The sequence below is a fragment of the Mycobacterium sp. Soil_C_30 genome, assembly GCF_057656995.1.
Genome location: NZ_JBDGJH010000023.1, coordinates 81258 through 101469, shown reverse-complemented (window position 1 = coordinate 101469; position 20212 = coordinate 81258). Strand labels below are relative to the sequence as shown.

At 67.9% G+C, this 20212-nt stretch carries 21 protein-coding genes; 13 read left to right on the top strand and 8 right to left on the bottom strand.

Annotation, left to right across the window (positions count from 1 at the left end):
* Nucleotides 1-14 precede the first annotated feature (14 nt).
* Nucleotides 15-581 (bottom strand): copper chaperone PCu(A)C domain-containing protein, encoded by a 567-nt coding sequence (locus tag AC3A6P_RS30095; protein ID WP_487696039.1) that lies wholly within the window; start codon nucleotides 579-581, stop codon nucleotides 15-17.
* Nucleotides 582-873: 292 nt separating this feature from the next.
* Here AC3A6P_RS30095 and carD point away from each other — a divergent pair, with 292 nt between their 5' ends.
* The 6 genes from carD to AC3A6P_RS30065 all read left to right on the top strand — a co-directional run bounded on the left by carD (nucleotide 874) and on the right by AC3A6P_RS30065 (nucleotide 5950).
* Complete coding sequence (gene carD, locus AC3A6P_RS30090; RefSeq protein ID WP_003921720.1) at nucleotides 874-1362, top strand: RNA polymerase-binding transcription factor CarD; 489 nt, start codon at nucleotides 874-876, stop codon at nucleotides 1360-1362.
* A gap of 21 nt (nucleotides 1363-1383) precedes the next feature.
* Complete coding sequence (gene ispD, locus AC3A6P_RS30085; RefSeq protein WP_487696038.1) at nucleotides 1384-2058, top strand: 2-C-methyl-D-erythritol 4-phosphate cytidylyltransferase; 675 nt, start codon at nucleotides 1384-1386, stop codon at nucleotides 2056-2058.
* Entirely contained in the window at nucleotides 2055-2540 is a 486-nt protein-coding gene (ispF, locus tag AC3A6P_RS30080; RefSeq protein WP_487696037.1) for a 2-C-methyl-D-erythritol 2,4-cyclodiphosphate synthase, read from the top strand. The genes ispD and ispF overlap by 4 nt, the downstream gene beginning before the upstream one ends.
* Nucleotides 2541-2562: 22 nt before the next feature.
* Nucleotides 2563-3972, top strand: coding sequence for a cysteine--tRNA ligase (cysS, locus tag AC3A6P_RS30075; protein WP_487696036.1), 1410 nt, complete (start codon nucleotides 2563-2565; stop codon nucleotides 3970-3972).
* Nucleotides 3973-3974: 2 nt separating this feature from the next.
* On the top strand, nucleotides 3975-4916 hold the full coding sequence (gene rlmB, locus AC3A6P_RS30070; RefSeq protein ID WP_487696035.1) for a 23S rRNA (guanosine(2251)-2'-O)-methyltransferase RlmB: 942 nt from the start codon (nucleotides 3975-3977) through the stop codon (nucleotides 4914-4916).
* Between the two features lie 62 nt (nucleotides 4917-4978).
* Nucleotides 4979-5950 (top strand): glycerophosphodiester phosphodiesterase, encoded by a 972-nt coding sequence (locus AC3A6P_RS30065; RefSeq protein ID WP_487696034.1) that lies wholly within the window; start codon nucleotides 4979-4981, stop codon nucleotides 5948-5950.
* On the opposite strand, the gene AC3A6P_RS30060 is transcribed toward AC3A6P_RS30065, so the two are convergent.
* The 4 genes from AC3A6P_RS30060 to aztA all read right to left on the bottom strand — a co-directional run bounded on the left by AC3A6P_RS30060 (nucleotide 5943) and on the right by aztA (nucleotide 9576).
* Nucleotides 5943-7187, bottom strand: coding sequence for an SLC13 family permease (locus AC3A6P_RS30060; RefSeq protein ID WP_487696069.1), 1245 nt, complete (start codon nucleotides 7185-7187; stop codon nucleotides 5943-5945). The genes AC3A6P_RS30065 and AC3A6P_RS30060 overlap by 8 nt on opposite strands.
* 2 nt (nucleotides 7188-7189) lie before the next feature.
* Complete coding sequence (locus AC3A6P_RS30055; protein ID WP_487696033.1) at nucleotides 7190-8110, bottom strand: MBL fold metallo-hydrolase; 921 nt, start codon at nucleotides 8108-8110, stop codon at nucleotides 7190-7192.
* Between the two features lie 85 nt (nucleotides 8111-8195).
* Nucleotides 8196-8954 carry a LamB/YcsF family protein gene (locus tag AC3A6P_RS30050; protein WP_487696032.1) on the bottom strand — a complete coding sequence of 253 codons (759 nt, stop codon included), beginning with the start codon at nucleotides 8952-8954 and terminating at the stop codon, nucleotides 8196-8198.
* Nucleotides 8955-8958: 4 nt separating this feature from the next.
* The gene (gene aztA, locus AC3A6P_RS30045; RefSeq protein ID WP_487696031.1) at nucleotides 8959-9576 is read right to left on the bottom strand and encodes a zinc ABC transporter ATP-binding protein AztA; all 618 of its coding nucleotides are present in this window, start codon (nucleotides 9574-9576) and stop codon (nucleotides 8959-8961) included.
* Between the two features lie 50 nt (nucleotides 9577-9626).
* On the opposite strand from aztA, the gene aztB reads away from it, so the two are divergent.
* The 3 genes from aztB to aztD are packed head-to-tail and all read left to right on the top strand — an operon-like array spanning nucleotide 9627 to nucleotide 13771.
* Complete coding sequence (aztB, locus tag AC3A6P_RS30040; RefSeq protein ID WP_487696030.1) at nucleotides 9627-11621, top strand: zinc ABC transporter permease AztB; 1995 nt, start codon at nucleotides 9627-9629, stop codon at nucleotides 11619-11621.
* The gene (aztC, locus tag AC3A6P_RS30035; protein WP_487696029.1) at nucleotides 11618-12523 is read left to right on the top strand and encodes a zinc ABC transporter substrate-binding protein AztC; all 906 of its coding nucleotides are present in this window, start codon (nucleotides 11618-11620) and stop codon (nucleotides 12521-12523) included. Before aztB ends, aztC begins: the two co-directional genes overlap by 4 nt.
* Nucleotides 12524-12556: 33 nt before the next feature.
* Nucleotides 12557-13771 (top strand): zinc metallochaperone AztD, encoded by a 1215-nt coding sequence (aztD, locus tag AC3A6P_RS30030; protein ID WP_487696028.1) that lies wholly within the window; start codon nucleotides 12557-12559, stop codon nucleotides 13769-13771.
* A 74-nt stretch (nucleotides 13772-13845) separates the two neighbouring features.
* Here aztD and AC3A6P_RS30025 read toward each other — a convergent pair whose 3' ends face one another.
* A complete protein-coding gene (locus tag AC3A6P_RS30025; RefSeq protein ID WP_487696027.1) occupies nucleotides 13846-14988 on the bottom strand; it encodes a GTP-binding protein in 1143 nt (380 codons plus the stop codon).
* A gap of 74 nt (nucleotides 14989-15062) precedes the next feature.
* On the opposite strand from AC3A6P_RS30025, the gene AC3A6P_RS30020 reads away from it, so the two are divergent.
* Genes AC3A6P_RS30020 through AC3A6P_RS30005 form a run of 4 tightly spaced genes read left to right on the top strand, consistent with a single transcriptional unit; the run spans nucleotide 15063 to nucleotide 18800 of the window.
* Nucleotides 15063-16052 carry a metal ABC transporter solute-binding protein, Zn/Mn family gene (locus AC3A6P_RS30020; RefSeq protein WP_487696026.1) on the top strand — a complete coding sequence of 330 codons (990 nt, stop codon included), beginning with the start codon at nucleotides 15063-15065 and terminating at the stop codon, nucleotides 16050-16052.
* Nucleotides 16039-16812 carry a metal ABC transporter ATP-binding protein gene (locus AC3A6P_RS30015; RefSeq protein ID WP_487696025.1) on the top strand — a complete coding sequence of 258 codons (774 nt, stop codon included), beginning with the start codon at nucleotides 16039-16041 and terminating at the stop codon, nucleotides 16810-16812. Before AC3A6P_RS30020 ends, AC3A6P_RS30015 begins: the two co-directional genes overlap by 14 nt.
* The gene (locus AC3A6P_RS30010) at nucleotides 16813-17688 is read left to right on the top strand and encodes a metal ABC transporter permease (RefSeq protein WP_487696024.1); all 876 of its coding nucleotides are present in this window, start codon (nucleotides 16813-16815) and stop codon (nucleotides 17686-17688) included. It abuts the gene before it with no gap.
* An 11-nt stretch (nucleotides 17689-17699) separates the two neighbouring features.
* Nucleotides 17700-18800 (top strand): Rv3575c family transcriptional regulator, encoded by a 1101-nt coding sequence (locus tag AC3A6P_RS30005; RefSeq protein ID WP_487696023.1) that lies wholly within the window; start codon nucleotides 17700-17702, stop codon nucleotides 18798-18800.
* Here the strand turns inward: AC3A6P_RS30005 and otsB are convergent.
* Both otsB and kstR read right to left on the bottom strand, forming a co-directional pair.
* Nucleotides 18797-19540 carry a trehalose-phosphatase gene (gene otsB, locus AC3A6P_RS30000; protein ID WP_487696022.1) on the bottom strand — a complete coding sequence of 248 codons (744 nt, stop codon included), beginning with the start codon at nucleotides 19538-19540 and terminating at the stop codon, nucleotides 18797-18799. The two genes, AC3A6P_RS30005 and otsB, sit on opposite strands and share 4 nt — an antisense overlap.
* A 4-nt stretch (nucleotides 19541-19544) precedes the next feature.
* Nucleotides 19545-20150 (bottom strand): cholesterol catabolism transcriptional regulator KstR, encoded by a 606-nt coding sequence (gene kstR / locus AC3A6P_RS29995; RefSeq protein WP_487696021.1) that lies wholly within the window; start codon nucleotides 20148-20150, stop codon nucleotides 19545-19547.
* Between the last annotated feature and the right edge of the window lie 62 nt (nucleotides 20151-20212).

Sequence of the window (20212 nt, the reverse complement as noted above, 5' to 3'; positions counted from 1 at the left end):
CGAGCGGTGACGGGCTAGTGCCCTTCGCCGCTGTGTCCGCCGCCTTCGCCGCCCTGGCGGGGTGCGTTGCCCGCCGAGATCGGCACGTCGAGCACCTTGTCGCCGGCCCGCTCGAAGGTGAAGGTGAACGGGTAGGTGAGGCCGTTGCTGATCGGCTCCGACAACGCGACGGTGGCCTCGGCTCCATCGGCGGCCTCGGGCACCGCGGCCAGTTCTTCGACTCCGTCGGGGACGCCGACTTCGAGCAGCCCGTTGGCCGGCAGTTCGGTATTGCCCGTCAAGGTCACGGTGCCGACCTCGGAGGTGATGCGCACCAGACGGTCGGGGGTGTCGGGGGACTGGTTGGTGGCGCTGAAGATCAGGTCGACATCGGTGCCGGGCTCGAGCGCATCCGAGGTCTGGACGGCTTGGATGTGGACGTTGCGCAGCACCACGTTCTCGACGACGCCGCCGGTCCCGTTGACCGCGGGCTCCTGCGTGGCCACCTGCGAGATCTGGCCGGCTCCGCAACCCACCAGGACGGCGGTTGCGCTCGCCGCCAACAGGGAGATCCCGAAGGTCTTCTTGATGGGGTTGTCCATCGGCACTGAGAGCCTCCTGTGAGCGGCCGCCTTGATTCGACTATGCAGAGTAGTAGGTGCCGCACAGGCGCGGTACCCAAGGGTTGCCGGAAGCACATCAAGATCACCTGATCGGGGGCGGCGCCGGCATTGCTGGGCTGCTCCGGGGCGGGGTCGGAGGCGGGCCGACTTGCACGCTTTTCGGCCCCTGTCAACCCCCTGCGGCGGCGGTTGTGGCCCCTGACCTGCGCAGTTGGAACACGCGAGTTTCGCTCCCGTGCTATCCTGAACTAGCGAAAGGGGCTCGAAACTGATGATTTTTAAGGTCGGAGACACCGTTGTCTATCCACATCACGGTGCTGCATTGATCGAAGCGATCGAAACCCGGACCATCAAGGGCGAGCAGAAGGAATACCTCGTTCTGAAGGTTGCCCAGGGCGATCTGACCGTTCGTGTTCCCGCTGAGAACGCCGAGTATGTCGGCGTCCGTGATGTTGTTGGGCAAGAGGGCCTGGACAAGGTCTTCCAGGTGCTGCGGGCGCCTCACACCGAGGAGCCGACCAACTGGTCGCGCCGGTACAAGGCCAACCTCGAGAAGCTGGCTTCTGGAGACGTCAACAAGGTCGCGGAGGTTGTCCGGGATCTGTGGCGTCGCGATCAGGAGCGCGGTCTGTCCGCCGGCGAGAAGCGGATGCTGGCCAAGGCCCGTCAGATCCTGGTGGGCGAACTCGCGCTCGCCGAGAACACCGATGACGCCAAGGCGGAGACCATCCTCGACGAGGTGCTGGCCGCCGCGTCCTGAGCGACGGTGTCCTGACGGACAATGCGCACTGTCGCGATAGTGCCGGCCGCCGGTTCCGGTGAACGGCTGGCCGCCGGCGTTCCGAAAGCGTTCGTTCATCTGGGTGGCCTCACCCTGATCGAGCGTGCCATTGCCGGATTACGTGAATCCGGCGTGGTCGATGGCGTGGTGGTCGCAGTGCCACCCGCCAGGACCGACGAGGCGTCGCTGATGCTCGGTGATCCCGAATACCAGGTCACCGTGGTCAGCGGCGGTGCCGACCGCACCGAATCGGTGCGGGCCGCGCTGGAAGCGGCCGGCGACGCCGAATTCATCCTGGTACACGACGCCGCCAGGCCGTTGACCCCACCGACGCTGATCGCGCGGGTCGTCGAGGCATTACGGGACGGCCACACCGCGGTGGTTCCTGCGTTGCCGCTGGCGGACACCATCAAGGCGGTGGACGCCAACGGCGTCGTACTGGGAACCCCCGAACGCGCCGGGCTGCGGGCCGTTCAAACTCCCCAGGGGTTCACCACCGAGGTACTCAAGCGCGCCTACGGGCGCACCGGGCTGTTCACTGACGACGCCTCCATGGTGGAGAGCATCGGTGGCCAGGTACAGACGGTCGTGGGCGACCCCATGGCTTTCAAGATCACCACTCCGATGGATCTGGTGCTGGCCGAAGCGGTCCTGACGCGGGCCGGCGCCCTGTGACGATCCCCAGGGTCGGTCTGGGCACCGACGTCCACCCGATCGAGCCCGGACGGCCCTGCTGGCTGCTGGGCCTGCAATTCGACGGCGCCGACGGCTGCGCCGGGCACTCGGATGGCGATGTGGCCGCGCACGCGCTCTGCGATGCGCTGCTGTCGGCGGCCGGGCTCGGTGACATCGGCGGGGTGTTCGGTGTCGACGACCCCCGGTGGGCCGGAGTGACGGGCGCCGACATGCTGCGCCATGTCCGCGCCCTGCTGACCGACAACGGCTACCGGATCGGCAATGCAGCGGTGCAGGTGATCGCCAACCGGCCGAAGGTCGGACCGCGCCGCGAGGAGGCGCAGCAGCTGCTGTCGGGCCTGCTCGACGCGCCGGTTTCGGTGTCGGCGACCACCACCGACGGGCTGGGCCTGACCGGTCGCGGCGAGGGCTTGGCCGCCATCGCGACGGCTCTGATCTTGCCGATGACCGTCGGGGCCTGATCGGCCGGTAAGCTGGCACGTCGTGACCGGCCTGCGACTCCACGACACCATGACAGGTGAAGTGCGTGATTTCGTCCCGGTGCGCGACGGTCACGTGTCCATCTACTTGTGCGGGGCCACCGTTCAGGGCCTGCCCCATATCGGGCATGTCCGCAGCGGGGTGGCTTTCGACGTGCTGCGCCGCTGGCTGACGGCCAAGGGCTTCGACGTCGCCTTCATCCGCAATGTCACCGACATCGACGACAAGATCCTCAACAAGGCCGCCGCCGCAGGCCGGCCGTGGTGGGAATGGGCCGCCACCCATGAGCGGGCCTTCTCCGCGGCGTACGACGCGCTGGGCGTGCTTCCGCCGTCGGCCGAGCCCCGCGCCACCGGGCACATCACCCAGATCGTGGAGTTGATCGAGCGGCTGATCGACCGCGGGCACGCCTACACCGGAGGCGGCGACGTCTACTTCAACGTGCTGAGCTATCCGGAGTACGGCGCGCTGTCCGGGCACCGCATCGACGACGTGCACCAGGGCGAGGGTGTGGCCACCGGGAAACGCGATCAGCGCGACTTCACCCTGTGGAAGGGCGCCAAGCCGGGTGAGCCGGCATGGCCGACGCCGTGGGGTCGTGGCCGGCCCGGCTGGCATTCCGAATGCGTGGCGATGGCCCACGAGTATCTGGGTGCGGAGTTCGACATCCATTGCGGTGGCATGGATCTGGTGTTCCCACATCACGAGAACGAGATCGCCCAGGCGCGCGCTGTCGGCGACGGGTTCGCCCGGTACTGGCTGCACAACGGCTGGGTCACCATGGGCGGCGAGAAGATGAGCAAGTCGTTGGGCAACGTGTTGTCCATTCCGGCTGTGCTGCAACGGGTTCGGCCTGCCGAGCTGCGCTACTACCTGGGCAGTGCGCATTACCGCTCCATGCTGGAGTTCACCGAGGTGGCCTTGCAGGACGCGGTGAAGGCCTACACCGGGATCGAGGACTTCCTGCACCGGGTGCGTACCCGGGTGGGCGCTGTGGTTCCCGGTACCTGGACCGAGAAGTTCGCCGCCGCCCTCGATGACGATCTGGCCGTGCCGATGGCCTTGGCCGAGGTGCACAGCACCCGCGCCGACGGTAACCGCGCGCTGGATTCCGGCGATCACGACGGCGCCATGGCTGCCGCGAAGTCCATCCGCGCCATGATGGGGATCCTGGGCTGTGACCCCCTCGACGAGCGCTGGGAACTGCGTGATGAGACCTCCGCGGCGCTGGCCGCAGTGGATGTGATGGTCCAGTGGGCCCTGCACAGCAGGCAGGAGGCGCGCGCCGCACGTGACTGGGCCGCCGCCGACCAGATCCGCGACCGCCTCAAAGAAGCCGGTATCGACGTCACCGACACCGCCGACGGCCCGCAGTGGGAGTTGTTGGACAGCAACCGGAAAGAAGAGGTCTAGTCGTGGCGGGCAATTCGCAGCGACGCGGCGCGATTCGCAAGGCTGGCACCAAGAAGGGGCCGACCGTCGGCTCCGGCGGTGTCCGGCGTCGTGGTCTGGAGGGTCGTGGTGCCACCCCTCCGGCGCACCTGCGCCCCAATCATCCGGCCGCCAAGCGGGCCAACAAGGTCGCCAAGCAGCAGCAGGGCCGACCGAAAAAGACCGACGACACCGAGATCGTGCTGGGCCGCAACCCGGTGCTGGAATGCCTGCGCGCCGGTGTGCCCGCCACCGCCCTCTATGTCGCACTCGGCGCCGACGCCGATGAGCGGCTGACCGAATCCGTCACCCGCGCAGCCGATTCCGGCATCCCGATTCTCGAGGTTCCGCGCACCGACCTGGACCGGCTGAGCACCAACGGGTTGCATCAGGGCATCGCGTTGCAGGTCCCGCCCTACATCTACGCCCACCCCGACGACATGCTGCGCGCGGCCACACAGGATTCGGCTCCCGCACTGCTGGTGGCACTGGACAACATCTCCGATCCCCGGAACCTGGGCGCGATCGTGCGGTCGGTGGCGGCGTTCGGAGGCCACGGTGTGGTGATCCCGCAGCGCCGCTCGGCGTCGGTCACCGCTGTCGCGTGGCGCACCAGTGCAGGCGCCGCGGCCCGGCTTCCGGTGGCCCGTGCCACCAATCTCAATCGGACACTGAAGGATTGGGCCGACGGTGGTCTGCAGGTGATCGGACTGGACGCGGGGGGTGACACCACCCTCGACGAGCTCGATGCCAGGGGTCCTGTGGTGGTCGTCGTCGGTTCAGAAGGCAAAGGACTGTCGCGGCTGGTGCGGGAACACTGCGATGCGGTGGTCTCGATTCCGATGGCCGGGCCCACCGAGTCGCTGAACGCGTCGGTGGCCGCCGGAGTGGTGCTGGCCGAGATCGCCCGGCAGCGCCGCAGCTGAACTCTGGGTGACATCTCGGTGCGCAGCACCTTCTACGGCTGATCGCGGCTAACGTCGATGGTGTGCGTACCCTCGCCGCGTTGGCGGCTCTGATGTTCGCCCTGTCCTCGGCTCCCGAAGCGTACGCGGAGCCAGGGGAGTTCGACTTGCAGTCACACCGCGGCGGCCGCGGTGAGACCACCGAAGAGTCGCTGCGCGCCTTCGCCAAATCGCTGGAGCTCGGCGTCAGCACACTCGAACTCGACATCGTGATCTCCGCCGACGGCCAGCCGATGGTGTGGCACGACCCGGTGATCCAAGCCGACAAGTGCTCCGACACCGCCCCGGCCTTCCCCGGTGATCCGCAGTACCCGTACGTCGGCAAGCTCGTGGTCGACCTGACCGCCGCGCAACTGCGCACCCTGGACTGCGGCAAGCTGCTGCCGGCCTACCCGAATGCCGAAGTGGTGCACGGTAATCGAATCGCCACCCTGCCGGAGGTGTTCGCGCTGGCGGATTCCTACGGTGCCGACGTGCGTTACAACATCGAGACCAAGGTCGAGGCGGACAAGCCCGAGAACTCGGCCCCGCCACAGCAATTCGTCGACGTCATCCTGGCCGCGGTGCGTGCCGCGGGCAAGACCGGCCAGGTCGAGATCCAGAGTTTCGACTGGCGCACCCTGCCGATGGTGCGTGCCGCCGAACCGTCGATCCCGCTGGTCGCCCTCTGGGACGACACCACCTGGGTGCCGGGCTCGCCGTGGCTGGGTGGTATCGATCCCGCGCAGGCAGACAACGACCCGGTGTACGCGGCGATGCAGGCCGGTGCGAACATCTTGTCGCCCAACTACGCACTGGTGGATCCTGCACTCGTCGAACGGGCACATGGCCACGACCTCACGGTGGTCCCGTGGACCGTCAACGACGCGGACGAGATGCGTGCCCAGATCGCGATGGGAGTCGACGGCATCATCACCGACTACCCGACCTTGTTGCGTCAGGTGATGAGCGAGCTGGGCTTGCCGCTGCCGCGCGCGTACCAACGAATCAGCTGACGCCCAGAAGTTCCACCCCGGCCCACAGCGCCACCACCGCCGCGACCAGCGTCACGGGCACCGTGAGCAGACCGAGCAGGCTGAACTCGACGGCGTTGGTGGCGGCGCCGCGGCTGGTCAGAACCCGCCGCCACAGCAGGTTCGACAGCGACCCGACATAGGTCAGGTTGGGCCCGATGTTGACACCGATCAGGACTGCCAGCACCGCGGCGGGTCCGGCCGCCGCCACCAGCGGCAGCAGCACCAGCACCGCGGGCAGATTGTTCACCAGATTGGCCAACACGGCGGCGACGGCGGCGTATCCGAGAAGTGCAACCAGACCGGTACCCGACGGGAGCACCCGATCCATCGCCGATTCCAAGCCGGCATCCGTCACTGCCTTGACCACCACGCCCAGCGCCAGCACGAACGCCAGGAACGGCACGTTCGCCGATTGCGCGATGCCGGCCACGGTACTGCGTTTCTGGGCCAGGCTGCGGATACCGAGGACCAGAACTCCGGCCAGCGCCGCCCACACCGGGTCCACACCCAGGAAGGAGGTGCCGGCGAAACCGGCCAGTGTCAGCGCCAGCACCACGAGGACGAAGATCGGCTGCTCGGGTTTCTCGACGGGCGCACCGTCCGCGACGGGCGCCAGGTCCCTGCGGAAGACGAAACGCAAGATCACGTATTCCGCGGCGATGGCCACCAGCCACGGCGCGGCCATCAACGCGGTGAACTCGACGAACGACAGATCCAGCATGGCGAAGGCAAGCAGGTTGGTCAGGTTGGACACCGGCAACAGCAGCGACGCCGTGTTGGACAGGTGGGCCGTCGCGTAGGCGTGGGGGCGGGCGGGCACCCGCAGCGTGGCGGCGGTGGCCAGCACCACCGGGGTCAGGAGGACCACCGTCGCGTCCAGTGACAACACCGCAGTGGTGGCGGCGGCCAGGACGAAGACCTGGCGCAGCAGCCGCGGCGGCGCCCCGGCGCTGGCGCGGGCCATCAGCGCACCGAACGACTGGAACAGCCCTTCGTCATCGCAGAGCTTCGCAAGCACCAGCACCGCGGCCAGAAAGGCGACCACTGGCAGTAATCGCTCGATCTCGGCTCGGGCGTCGTCCATGGACACGGCACCGATCGCGACGAGAAACAGCGCGGCAGGCACAGCGGCCATCGCTTCGGGCCAACCTCTCGGTCGCGCGATGGCGAAGCCGAGGACGGCAGCAAGCAGCGCCAGGGAAACGATCAGCGTGATGGTCAAGCCCAGGGGTCCTCGCGCCGCCACACCGTGGGCAGGAACAACGACACCCCGTCGGCGTCGGCGAAGCGCTGTAGCACGCGCATCGAGTTGTCCAGATCGTCGGCCGCAAAGGGCAACGCCCGCAACGGCTTCGACAGGGGCCGGAAGAAATCGTCCCAGTGGATACCGATGACCGTGCGCGCGCCGACGGCACGGACCGTGTGCTCCCAGTACTCGCGCAGGTACGACTCGGGCAGGACGCCGAGCTGGCCGAGCCCCAGGTAGGCCACTTCGGCACGACGGCCCGCCAGTGCGCCGGGAACGTAACCGGCGCTGCCCTGGATCAACAGCCGGCGATCGGTGGGCCGGTGCCACAGCAGCAGCGACCAGGCCTCACCGCACCGGTACGCCGACGCCCGCGCCGGCGTCGTCACCGGAGAGGTGATGGCGCCGGGAAAGCGGTCCGGAGGGCAGTGGTGGGAGGCGATGAGCGTCACCTCGTGAGGACCGAGGTCGATCGGCGCTGCGGACGTCGCCACCTGGATGCGGTGCTCGGGCAGCCCGTGGCCACGGCCGATGTTGGCCGCTGATTCGCCACCGATCAGCACGGCTCCGGTGCGTTCGGCGACGGCGGCACTGTCGAGCGCGTGGTCGAAGTGGGTGTGTACCGGTATCACCGCAGCCAGCCGAGTGATCCCGGCCCGGGCCAGGCAGCCGTCGATGCGCGGTGCCGAGGGCGCGAGGCGGCCGAGTCCGACCTTGGCCAAGCTGGGCCGGCTGAAGAATCCGTCGGTGAGCAGAGCCGATTCACCGTCGTCTACCAGCAGCGTCGACACGCCCATCCAGGTGACCGTCACCGGTGACTGTGCTGATGCTGCCGGTACGGCGAACTTCGCGGCGTGCCGCGAGATTTCGGGTCGGCCGGGGCGTAGTCGCACCAGACGACTCTACGGCTGAGGGTCAGTAGGCATAGGGATCGGGCGGCGGGAATCACATCAGGTCCATGCGAACGTCGGGCGTCCGCTACACGAAGGGCGTCAGCGCCACCCCGGCCGAGGTCAGGCGGTCGCGCACCGCACGGGCGATCTGTACCGCACCGGGTGAGTCGCCGTGCACACACACCGATTCGACGTCAACGGTGATGCGGCGGCCGTCGATGGCGTCCACCTCGCCGCTGTCGACCATGTCCGCAACCCGCTGGGCGATCGCCTCCGGGTCGTGCAGTACCGCGCCCGGCTCGCGTCGGGAGACCAGCCTGCCCTCCGGGGTGTAGGCGCGGTCGGCGAAGGCTTCGGCGACGGTGCGCAGACCCAGCCGCTGCGCCTCCTCGAAGAACGCCGAACCGGCCAGGCCGAGCACCGGCAGGCGGGGATCGACAGCATGCACCGCCGCTGCCACGGCCCGCGCCTGGGCGCGGTGGCCGGCGATCGAGTTGTACAGGGCGCCATGTGGTTTGACGTAGCTGACGCGAGATCCGGCCACGCGGGCCAGCGCGTCGAGTGCGCCGACCTGGTAGATGACTTCAGCGGTCAGATCGGCCGCTTCGACGTCGATGAACCGTCGGCCGAAGCCGGCGAGATCTCGGTAGCTCACCTGGGCGCCGATCCGAACGCCGCGATCAGCCGCAGCGCGACATGTCCGGGCCAGCCTGGCGGGGTCACCGGCATGGAAACCGCAGGCGACATTGGCGCTTGTCACCACGTCCAGCATGGCGTCGTCGTCGCCGAGTTCCCAGATTCCGAAGCCTTCGCCGAGGTCGGCGTTCAGGTCTATGGCGGCCATGCCCCTAGGGTAGGGCCACGCAGGTGTCGCACTCGTCGGCCAGCTCACGATCGTGGGTGGCCAGCACCACTGTGCGGCCGGCTTCGACCAGCTCGCGGATCCCCTTCATCACCTGCCCCCTGGACTCGGCGTCCATACCGGTGGTCGGCTCGTCCAGGACTGTGATGGGAGCCTGCTGGGCGAATGCCTGGGCCACCAGGGCCCTTTGGCGCTGACCGCCGGAGAGTTCACCGATGCGGCGCTGACGCAGGTCGTCGAGACCGAGGCGGCCAATCCAGTGATCGACGATGCGGTGGTCGTCGGCTTTCATTCGTTTCAGCAGCCCGAGCTTGCGCCACCGGCCCATGGACACCGCCTCCGCGACCGTGATCGGGAAGTTCTCGGCAACCTGGCTGTGCTGCGGCGCCAATGCCACCTCCCGCGCGCCATCGAGGTCGATCGTGCCGCGCGCCGGCCGCAGGATGCCCGCTATCAGGCTGAGCACCGTCGATTTGCCAGAACCGTTCGGGCCGACGATCGCGGTGGTCGAACCGCCTGGGATGTGAGTCGTGAAATCGGTGAGAACACGAACATCGTTGTATCCGAACGACACTGACGTCAGCGTCACCGCATTGCTGTACATGCACAACACCTAATTGGTAATGATTATCATTGGCGGTTACAGTCTAGCCCGTGCTGGACTGGCTGACCGAACCGTTCGAATCCACCCTCGTCAGGCACGCGCTGGTAGCCGGTCTGGTGGTCACACTGATCTGTGCGATCGTCGGCACCTGGGTGGTGTTGCGCGGTGCGGCCTTCCTCGGTGACGCGATGGCGCACGGTGTGCTGCCCGGGGTGGCGCTGGCGTCGATGGTCGGCGGCAACATTGTGTTCGGAGCAATGGTCGCAGCGCTGGCCATGGCCTACGGCGTCTCGGCGCTCGGTTCGTCGAAACGCTTTTCGGCCGACACCAGCATCGGGCTCCTGCTGGTCGGCATGCTCGCACTGGGCGTCATCGTGGTGTCGCACTCCCGAAGCTTCGCCACCGATCTGACCGCGCTGCTCTTCGGCGACGTGCTGGCCGCCACCACTGCCGACCTGATCGGACTGACGCTGGCGCTGGTGTGCATCGCGACGGTGGCTTTTATGGGCCGACGCGCCTTCGTAGCCGCCACCTTCGACGTTCGCAAAGCGGCCACCCTCGGTCTGCGGCCCGGCATGGCGGTGGCGGCGCTGACCGTACTGATGGCAGCGGCCATCGTGGCGTCATTCCAGGTGGTCGGAACGCTGCTGATGCTCGGACTCTTGGTGGCACCACCGGCGGCCGCGCTGGTGTGGGCCCGCAGCGTACCCGCGATCATGGCGGGTGCCGCACTCATCGGATCCGCTTCTGTGGCAATCGGTCTGGTGGTCTCGTGGCACGCCTCCACCGCGGGCGGGGCCACCATCGCGATCACCGCGGTGGCGTTGTTCTTCGTCTCTTTGTCAGTCAAGGCGCTGTCGACGCGTTTGCGGTCGACGGCGGTGGTGGCGGTGGCCGCCGCGACTGTGGTCGGTTGCGCAGCCGCAGAGCAGCCGCCCACGTCCTCACCGGCGATGGCGACCGAAGGCGCCGAGCACAACAAGTCCTCACCCGATGTCATCGAGCTGGCCGACGCGCCCACGCGCCTGATCGTCGTCGATTCCGGCACCGGGGCTACCGAAGTTCTCGACGCCTTCGATGAAACCGGAGTCACGATCGGGGAATTCGGACCGGTGCGCGGCCTTCTCGGCGACGGCCGGTACGGATACCTGGTCGGCGAGAACAGCACCACCATCATCGATTCCGGCGCCTGGACCTACTACCACGGCGACCACAATCACTACTACGCCAAGCCACCGTCGACAGCGGGGAACAGCGACTTCGGCGCGGTGGAGATCACGGCCGACGACGGTGTGGTGGCACTGCACGCACCGGAGGAACCGCCCACACTGCTTGACCGTAAAGCCCTGGCGGAAGGTCGAATCGAATCGCCGGAGGCCGCGCCGGATCTGGCGGGCGCCCGTGTCGTGGCGCCCTATGGCGGCGCACTGGTGGTGGCAGGGGACACCGGTGAGCTCCACGTGGTCGACGACCAGGGCGACGTGACGGTGTTGCCGGTGCCGTGCGCCGACGCCGGCGGCGCGACGGCCACCCGCAGTGCTGTCGTGCTCACCTGTCGCGACGGAGCGGTCCGCGTCGTCGCGGCCGGTACGCCTGAAGCGACGGCCATTCCCTTCCCCGCGGGCGAACGCCCGGTGCTGGGCCCGCTGGAGAACCGGGGGCGGGAGGGCACCCTGGTGGGCCGCGACGGGGACCAGGTGTGGCTGCTCGACAGCACGAAGCGGACCTGGGAGGTGGTGTCGGTGCCGGGCGCCGTTGCGGCGACGTCCGCCGGTGACGGTCAGGTGTTGGCACTCACCGGGGACGGTTCGCTGCGGGTGTTCGACATGACCACCGGCACGCAGACCGCTGATCTGGCTCTGTTCGCCGACGGACTTCCAGCCGGTACCCCGACTCCGGTGATCGATGTGGACACCGACCGTGCCTACATCAATGATGCTGCCGCGCAGGTGGTCTACGAGGTCGACTATCGCGACGGGCTGCGGTTGGCGCGGACCCTTCGCACTGCGGTGACGCCGGATCTGATGGTGGAGACGGGCCGATGAGGCGCTGGTGGGCCGCGTTGGCGGCAGTGGCACTGGTCGTGGCCGGGTGCGCAGACGACTCCTCGCAGGCCGGTGAAGCCCATATCGTCGTGACGACGAACATCCTCGGTGACGTGGTGAGCAACGTCGTCGGGGACACCGCAGACGTCACCGTGTTGATGAAACGCAATGCCGACCCGCATTCGTTCGAATTGTCCGCCCAGGAGGCCGACTCGGTTTCCCGCGCCGATCTGATCATCTACAACGGACTCGGACTCGAAGAGGGTGTACAGCACCACGTCGACGCCGCCGCGAAGCGAGGGGTGCCGGCGCTGGCGGTGGGGGAGCATGCCGACGCAATCTCGTTCTCCGAAGGCGATTCCGCGGGTGCGCCGGATCCGCACTTCTGGATGGATCCCTTGCGGATGACCGCGGGAGTCGACGCCATGGAAGCGTCCTTGGTCGAGCAGCTTCCGCAGAGTGCGGAGCAGATCTCGGCCAACGCCGAGGCGTACCGGGGGCAGGTGCGTGAGTTGGCGACGACGATGGCGCAACGCTTCTCGGCGCTTCCGGCAGACCGTCGCGCACTGGTGACCAACCATCACGTGCTCGGCTACCTGGCGCAGCGGTATGGGCTCGAGGTGGTGGGCGCCGTCGTTCCCAGCGGCACGACGCTGGCTTCACCGGCGCCGTCGGATCTCGAATCGCTGGCCGGAGCCATCCGGGAAGCCGGTGTCACAACCATTTTCGTCGATACGTCGCAGCCTGACCGGCTGGCCAGGGCCCTTGCTTCACAGTCCGGCCTCGACGTCGACGTGGTGTCGCTGTACAGCGAATCGCTGGACGAACCCGGCTCTGAGGCCGGCACCTATCTCGACATGATGGCCACCAATACCGACACCATCATCGCCGGCTTGTCCTGAAACAGGCTGCTTCACAATGAAAAAGGAGAATTGATGTCACCACTGAAACCCCTTTCCCTCGTCTCGGGGGCGGTCCTCACCGCGCTCGTGGCCACCGCATGCGGTGGCAGCGACAGCGCCGAGCAGACGTCGGAGACGCCGGCTGCCGGGGCCACCTCGTCGGCGGCGCCCGCCGAGGTCACCGTCAACGAGCCGGTGGCGGTGACCTACGACGGTGGCATCGCCGTGCTGGATGGCGAGACCCTGGAGGTCAAGGCCGACGTTCCATTGGAAGGCTTCCTGCGGATCAACCCCGCCGGCGACGACAGTCATGTCATGGTCTCCACCGGTGAGGGCTTCCAGGTGCTCGACGCCACGACAGGCACCCTCACCGACATCGTTTTCCCGGCACCGGAACCCGGGCACGTGGTGGTGCACGGGGAGAACACCGTGCTCTTCGCCGACGGTACCGGCGAGGCGACGATCTTCGATCCGCACGACCTGTCGGCCGGCGGTACGCCGCCAACCGAGAAGTTCACTGCGACGGCGGCGCATCACGGCGTCGCGGTCGTGCTCGCCGACGGCACCCGGCTGATCAGTGAGGGCACCGAGGACGGGCGGACCGGCGCGATCGCGATGGACGCCAGTGGCAAGGAGATCGCCCGCACCGAGGACTGCCCGGGGTTGCACGGTGAGACCGTGGTCGCCGACGAGGCCGTCGTGTTCGGTTGCGAGAACGGTCCGGTCGTCTTCAAGTCCGGCGCCTTCACGAAGATCCCGAGCCCGGATCCCTACGGCCGCACCGGAAACATCAAGGGACATCCGGACTCGCCGGTCGCGCTCACCGACTACAAGGTGGACCCGGATGCGGAGTTGGAACGGCCCAACCAGTTCGCCCTCGTCGACACCACGACGAACCAACTGAGGTTGGTACCCATGCCCCAGGGCGTCAGCTACTCGTTCAGGTCATTGGCCCGCGGTCCGCACGCCGAAGCGCTGATGCTCGGCACCGACGGCAAGTTGCATGTGTTCGATCCGGCGACCGCCCAGAACATCCGCAGCATCGACGTGGTGACGCCGTGGACCGAACCCGACGAGTGGCAGCAACCCCAACCCACCGTGTTCGTCCGCGGCCACGACGTCTACGTCACCGACCCCGCGGCCAAGGAGATCAAAGTCGTCGACATCGAGACCGGCGAGGTGACGCAGACCGGAACACTGCCGAACACCCCCAATGAGCTCAACGGGCCTGTCGGCCACGAGCACTGACCGATGCGCGAGACGCCCAGCGCTGCCCGTGCAGCGCTGGGCGTTCTGGCGCGACCAGTCGCCTGAACCAGGTGTCAGTGTGAATGGCTGTGCGTGACTCCCCATTCCGGAAGTGGGTCGGGATAGCCGGCCCACCCGGCCGGACCCTGGACGACTTCGTCGTCGGTCAGCAGTGCCCAGCGCAGTAGTTCGTCGACGCGCACACGATCCAGCCGTAGGCCGATCAGCACGATCTCCTGGCCCGGGCTGATGTCTGTGGTGGACCAGAACTGTGCCGGTTCGATGACGAGATTCGGACCGGCCTGTGACCAGATGGCCGCGATGTCCGCCCGGCTGGCGATCCAGCAGAAACCCTTGCTGCGCAACACCCCTCGAAGCTGGCCGAGGATCTCGGCCAGCCGTTGTGGGTGGAAGGGCCGGTCGGCGCGGAATGTCATCGATCCGATGCCGTACTCCTCGGTTTCCGGGGTGTGGCCGTCGGCGATCTCCTCGTCCCAGCCGGGCGCTTCCGCCGCCGCGATGGGGTCGTAGCGGCCGGTGGACAGGACCTCGCTCAGCTCGACCACACCATGATCGGTGCGCAGCAGGGTCGCCCGCGGGTTGAGCCGACGGACCACCGTCTCGACCGCGCCCACATGCGCCGGGCTCACCAGGTCCGTCTTGTTGAGCAGGATCACGTCGGCGAACTCCACCTGGTCCATCAGGAGATCGGCGACACTGCGGGCGTCGCCGTCGCCCGCGCTGAGGTCTCGTTCGGCCAACGTCTGCCCGCGCACGACCTCGGGCAGGAACGTCGAGCAGTCCACCACGGTGACCATGGTGTCCAGCCGCGCCAGGTCGCCCAGCCGGAACCCGTCGTCGAACTCCCACTCGAACGTCGCCGCCACCGGCATGGGTTCGGAGATTCCGGTGGATTCGATGACCAGCTGATCGAACCGGTGTTGCCGGGCCAGCGCGCCGACGGTCTCAACCAGGTCTTCGCGCAACGTGCAGCAGATGCAACCGTTGGTCAGCTCCACCAGCTTCTCCTCGGTCCTGTCGAGGTGGCCCTGGCCGGCGATCAGCGCGGCATCGATGTTGATCTCGCTCATGTCGTTGACGATCACCGCGACGCGACGGCCGTCACGGTTGGCGAGGATGTGGTTGAGCAGGGTGGTCTTTCCGGCACCCAGGAATCCGGACAGGACGGTGACGGGCAGAAGGTCGGGAGAGGTCATCCCTTAATGGTAATCATTACCAATAAGGACCTTCGGTTAGGCGACCTCTACTGCAAACGGTTATCGTTACCGGCATGGCATCTCTGAGGGCGGCGCGCGCCGGTCTTCTCGCGGTCGCGGTCTTGGCCGCACCCTTCGCTCTGGCGGCATGCTCCGGCGGCGCCGACTCCGGCGACTCCACCGGAACCTCCGCGCAGGCAGCCGCCGGCGACTGCCCCGTCACCCCGGTCGAGGTCGTCGTCAGCGTCGATCAGTGGGGCGACATCGTGAGCGATCTGGGTGGCGCCTGCGCCAACGTGAAAACCGTGCTGGCATCCTCGTCGGTGGACCCGCACGACTACGAGCCGTCCCCCTCGGATGCCGCGACCTTCGAAGGGGCCCAACTGGTGGTCGTCAACGGCGGCCACTACGACGAGTGGGCGACCAAACTGGCGTCGACATCGGCACCCGATGCACCCGTGGTGGCCGCGCTGCAATCGTCCGAGGAAGACCACGCTCACGAAGGCGGAGATCACGACCACGCAGACAGCGGAGTCAACCCGCACGCGTGGTACAGCCCGACGGCAGTGACGGCGCTGGCCGACGCGGTCACCGCCGAGCTCGGCAAGCTCGCGCCCGACGCGGCCGACTACTTCGACACCCGTCGCGAGGACTTCACCACCGCGCTGCAGCCCTACACCGACACCATCGAGAAGCTCAAGGCCGAATCGAACGGAAAACGTTACGCGGCAACCGAAAGCGTCTTCGATGACATGGCGGCCGCGACCGGCCTGACCAATGTCACGCCCCAGGGTTATCAGGCCTCCTCGGCCAATGAGACCGACCCGTCCCCGGCCGACCTCGACGCCTTCCTGCGTCTGCTCGGCGACAAGGGCGCCGATGTCTTGATCTACAACACCCAGACCGAGGGCTCGGTGCCCGATCAGCTCCGGGCCGCCGCGGAAAGCGCGGGCATCCCGGTGGTCGAAGTCACCGAAACCGTGCCGCCGGGCGCCGATTCGTTCGAAGCTTGGCAGGTGCAACAACTCGACGCACTCGCCAAGGCCCTCGGTGTCGGGGTCTGACACCCCCGCGCTGTCCTTCGCGGATGTCAGCGTGGTCCGTGGCGGCCGGCTCATCTGGTCGGAAGGGACCTTCGACATACCCGCCGGCGGCATCACCGCGGTCATCGGATCGAACGGCTCGGGCAAGACCACCCTGCTCCAGGTGGTGCTGGGCCTGCTGCGGGTGGCCTCCGGCACCGTGCGTGTGCTCGGCCGTCCGGCGGGCCAGGCGACCGACCTGATCGGCTATGTCCCGCAGAACTACGCCGCAGCGGCCGGGAACGCGGTGCGTGCGTCCGACGCGGTGATGCTGGGCCTGATCGGTAACCGTTGGGGTTTCGCGCGTCCGACGGCCGACCAGCGGCACCGGGTGATGGAGACCCTCGCCGCGGTCGGGGCCGCCGACTTCGCCGGTCGCAGACTCTCCGAGCTCTCCGGGGGCCAGCGACAACGTGTTGCGATCGCCGAGGCGCTGGTCAGCCATCCGCAGCTGCTGATCCTCGACGAGCCCCTGGCTGCCATCGACCTGCGCAACCAGCGCGAGATCGTCCGGCTGCTCGGCCGGATCCGCGACGAATTCGGTGTCACCATCCTGGTGGTGGCACACGATCTCAACCCGCTGCTCGGTGTGCTCGACAGTGCCATCTACCTGCTGGACGGGCACGCCCACTTCGACATGATGGACGAAGTGGTGGACGAAGAACTGCTCAGTCACCTGTATGGCACCTCCATCCAGGTGGTGCACACGCCCCAGGGTGAGCTGTACATGAGGAGCGTGTAGGTGACCACACAGGTGATCGCGCTTGGCTACCAGGAGAACTGGTGGCAGATCCTCACCTCGGCGTTCATGCGCAACGCGCTGATCGGCGGCACCCTCGTGGCGCTGGCCGCGGGTCTGATCGGGTACTTCATCGTCGTCCGGAACACGGCTTTCGCCGCACATGCCCTGGCGCACATCGGCTTTCCCGGCGCCACCGGCGCCGTCCTGCTCGGCGTGCCCGTGACCCTGGGGCTCGGGGTGTTCTGTATCGGCGGTGCGCTCGTCATCGGTGCGCTGGGCAAGAAGGCCGACGAACGGGAGATCGCCACCGGTACCGTGCTGGCGGCGGCCACCGGTCTGGGTCTGTTCTTCAGCTCGCAGGCGACCAAGAGCAGCAGCACCGTCACCAACGTGTTGTTCGGCAATCTGCTGGCGGTGACCCACGAGCAGCTCGTGATCTTCGCGGTGCTCGTCGCCGTCTTGGCGGTCACCATCGCGGCGATCTTCCGGCCGTTGTTGTTCGCGTCGGTCAACGCCGAGGTGGCCGAAGCCAAGGGCGTGCCGGTGCGGGCGTTGTCGATCGTCTTCATGGCCCTGCTGGGCCTGGCCATCACCATGGCGGTTCAGGCGGTCGGCACCCTGCTGCTGTTCGCGCTCGTGGTCACCCCGGCTGCCACCGCGATCATGCTGACGGCCCGGCCCGTCCTGGCGATGCTGGTGTCCACTGCCTTGTCGCTGCTGGCCGTCTGGGCCGGTCTGGTGGTGTCCTCGATCTTCGATCTTCCGCCGAGCTTCGTCATCGTCACCATCGTCTGCCTGGTTTGGCTGGGGGTGTGGTCGGTGGCGCAGCGCACCGGCGCGGTGCCGAAGAGCGAGCCCGCCGGACACATGAACTAACCTCACAGAGCATGTCCAGAAGTCCGGCTCCGCGCAGGCGGGCCACTCTGGCTTCGCTGGCCGCCGAGCTCAAGGTCTCGCGCACCACGATCTCCAATGCCTACAACCGCCCGGACCAGCTGTCGTCCGATTTGCGGGAGCGGATCTTCGCCACCGCCAAGCGACTGGGGTACGCCGGTCCCGACCCGGTGGCGCGGTCACTGCGCACCCGTAAAGCGGGAGCGGTCGGGTTGGTCATCATCGAACCGCTGACCTATTCCTTCAGCGATCCCGCCGCGCTGAACTTCGTCGCCGGGCTGGCGGAATCGTGTGAAGAGGTGGGGCAGGGGCTGCTGCTGGTCGCGGTCAGCCCCAGCCGCAGTGTGGCCGAGGGGGCCAGCGCGGTGTTGTCGGCCGGAGTGGACGGCTTCGTGGTCTACTCCGCCGCCGATGACGACCCGTACCTGCAGTCGGTGCTGGACCGACGGCTGCCGGTGGTACTGGTCGATCAGCCTCGCGACGTCCCTGGGACGTCGCTGGTGTGTATCGACGACCGCGCCGCCATGCGCGAGATGGCCGATTACGTGATCGGGCTCGGACACCGGGAGATCGGTCTGCTGACGATGCGGCTCGGCCGGGAACCCGGCAAAGCCGACAGCCTGGTCGCCGTTGCGGAACGGGATCGGCTGGCCGACAAGCTCTTTCACGTGCAATGCGAGCGAATCGGCGGGGTGCAGGACGCCATGACGGCGGCCGGGCTCGATCCGGACAATCTGACGGTCATCGAGAGCTATGAACACGGTCCGACGTCCGGCGGCGCCGCGGCCGAGCTGGCACTGCAACGCAATCCGCGCATCACCGCGTTGATGTGCACCGCCGACGTGCTGGCGCTGTCGGCGATGGATTTCCTGAGGGCCCGCGGTATCTACGTACCCGGACAGGTCACCGTCACCGGGTTTGACGGCATCCCCGAAGCCGTCAAACGCGGGCTGGCCACCGTGTCGCAGCCGAGCTTCGAAAAGGGCAGGCGGGCAGGGGCTTTGCTACACAATCCGCCACGGGACGGGTTGCCGGTGATCGACGTGTTGCCCACCGAGCTGATCCGTGGCCGCACCGCCGGCCCGCCCGGCTAGCGGCGTCGGCTCAGCAGGAACTCCAGCGCGGCCGCCACGTCCTCGGGGGTGGACACGCGGTGAGTGGCAGCGGTGTCACCGGGACCGACCTTGACCCCCACATCGCCGCCGCGCAGGCGCCGGAACGCTTTCTCGTCGGTCACGTCGTCGCCGAAGAACACCACGGCGTCGGCGGTGTCGCGGTCGCGCAGGATGTCGAGCGCTTCCCCCTTGTCGGTGGTGATCACCGCGAATTCCAGGACGGCCTTGCCCTCGGTCTGCTGCGCGCTCCAGCCGGTTCCCGCCGCACGCGCAGCGGCCAGCGCGGCCTCCCCGTCGGCCGGGGCGGCATTGCGCACATGGAGGGCGACGCTGGCGGGCTTGGGTTCCACCGTGACGCCCGGATGGCGCGCCGCGATGGCCGTCAGCTCATCGGTGATGGTCTGCAGCAGCGCGGTGTCGATCTCATGGCCGAAACCGGTCTCGAATTCCGCGCCGTGACTGCCGACCAGGTGGACCGCGCCGGTCAGACCGGACAGCGTGCCCAGATCCGCCAGGGCCCGGCCGGAGATCAGAGCCGCCGACGTCGCCGGCAGCGTGGCCAGTTCACGCAGGGCATCGGCGGCCGCGGGCAGCGGACGGGCGTCACCAGGATGGTTGACGATCGGCGCCAGGGTGCCGTCGAAGTCGCAAGCGACGAGCAGTCGGGGAACCCGCGCCACCCGGGTCAGGGCAGCGGTGAGGTCTTCGGGGAGGCTCACCGGGTCAGATCTTCGGGTGCTCTCCGTCACCGATCAGCAGTCGCACCGCCAGGTCCAGGCGTTTGCTCACGTCGGTAGCGGATGCGCGTCGTGTCAACCAGGCCAGCAGATTCGACAGCCACACATCGGAGATCACGCGGGCGATGTGGAACTGGTCTTCACTGGGTTCACCGTCGGCCATCGCGCGGGCGAACATCGAGTCGATGATCTTCTCCACGTGATCAACTTCACCTGCGGCGGACGCGTCGGCGAACACGTAGGCGCGGGTCATCGCCTCGGTGAGCAGCGGGTTGCGCTGCATCGCGCGGTTCAGCTTGCTCACCATGAAGTTGAGCCGCTCGTAGGGGCTGCCGCCGGCGACCGGGCTGCGGTCGGTCTTGGCGTCGATGCGCTCGAACTCCCGCCCCAGGGCAGAGACCAGCAGGTGCACCTTCGACGGGAAGTACCGGTACAGCGTGCCCACGGCCACGTCGGCGCGGTCGGCGACGGCCCGCATCTGCACGGCCTCGTAACCGCCCTTGGAGGCGATCGCCATGGTGGCGTCGAGGATGCGTTTACGGCGCTCGCGCTGCGCTTCGGATCCGAGTTCCGACTCGGACAGGACTGCCACCGTCAGAACCTCACGCGGTTGTGCCGCGGACTTCTGGTCCGCTTTCGCCTGAACTGACGCGG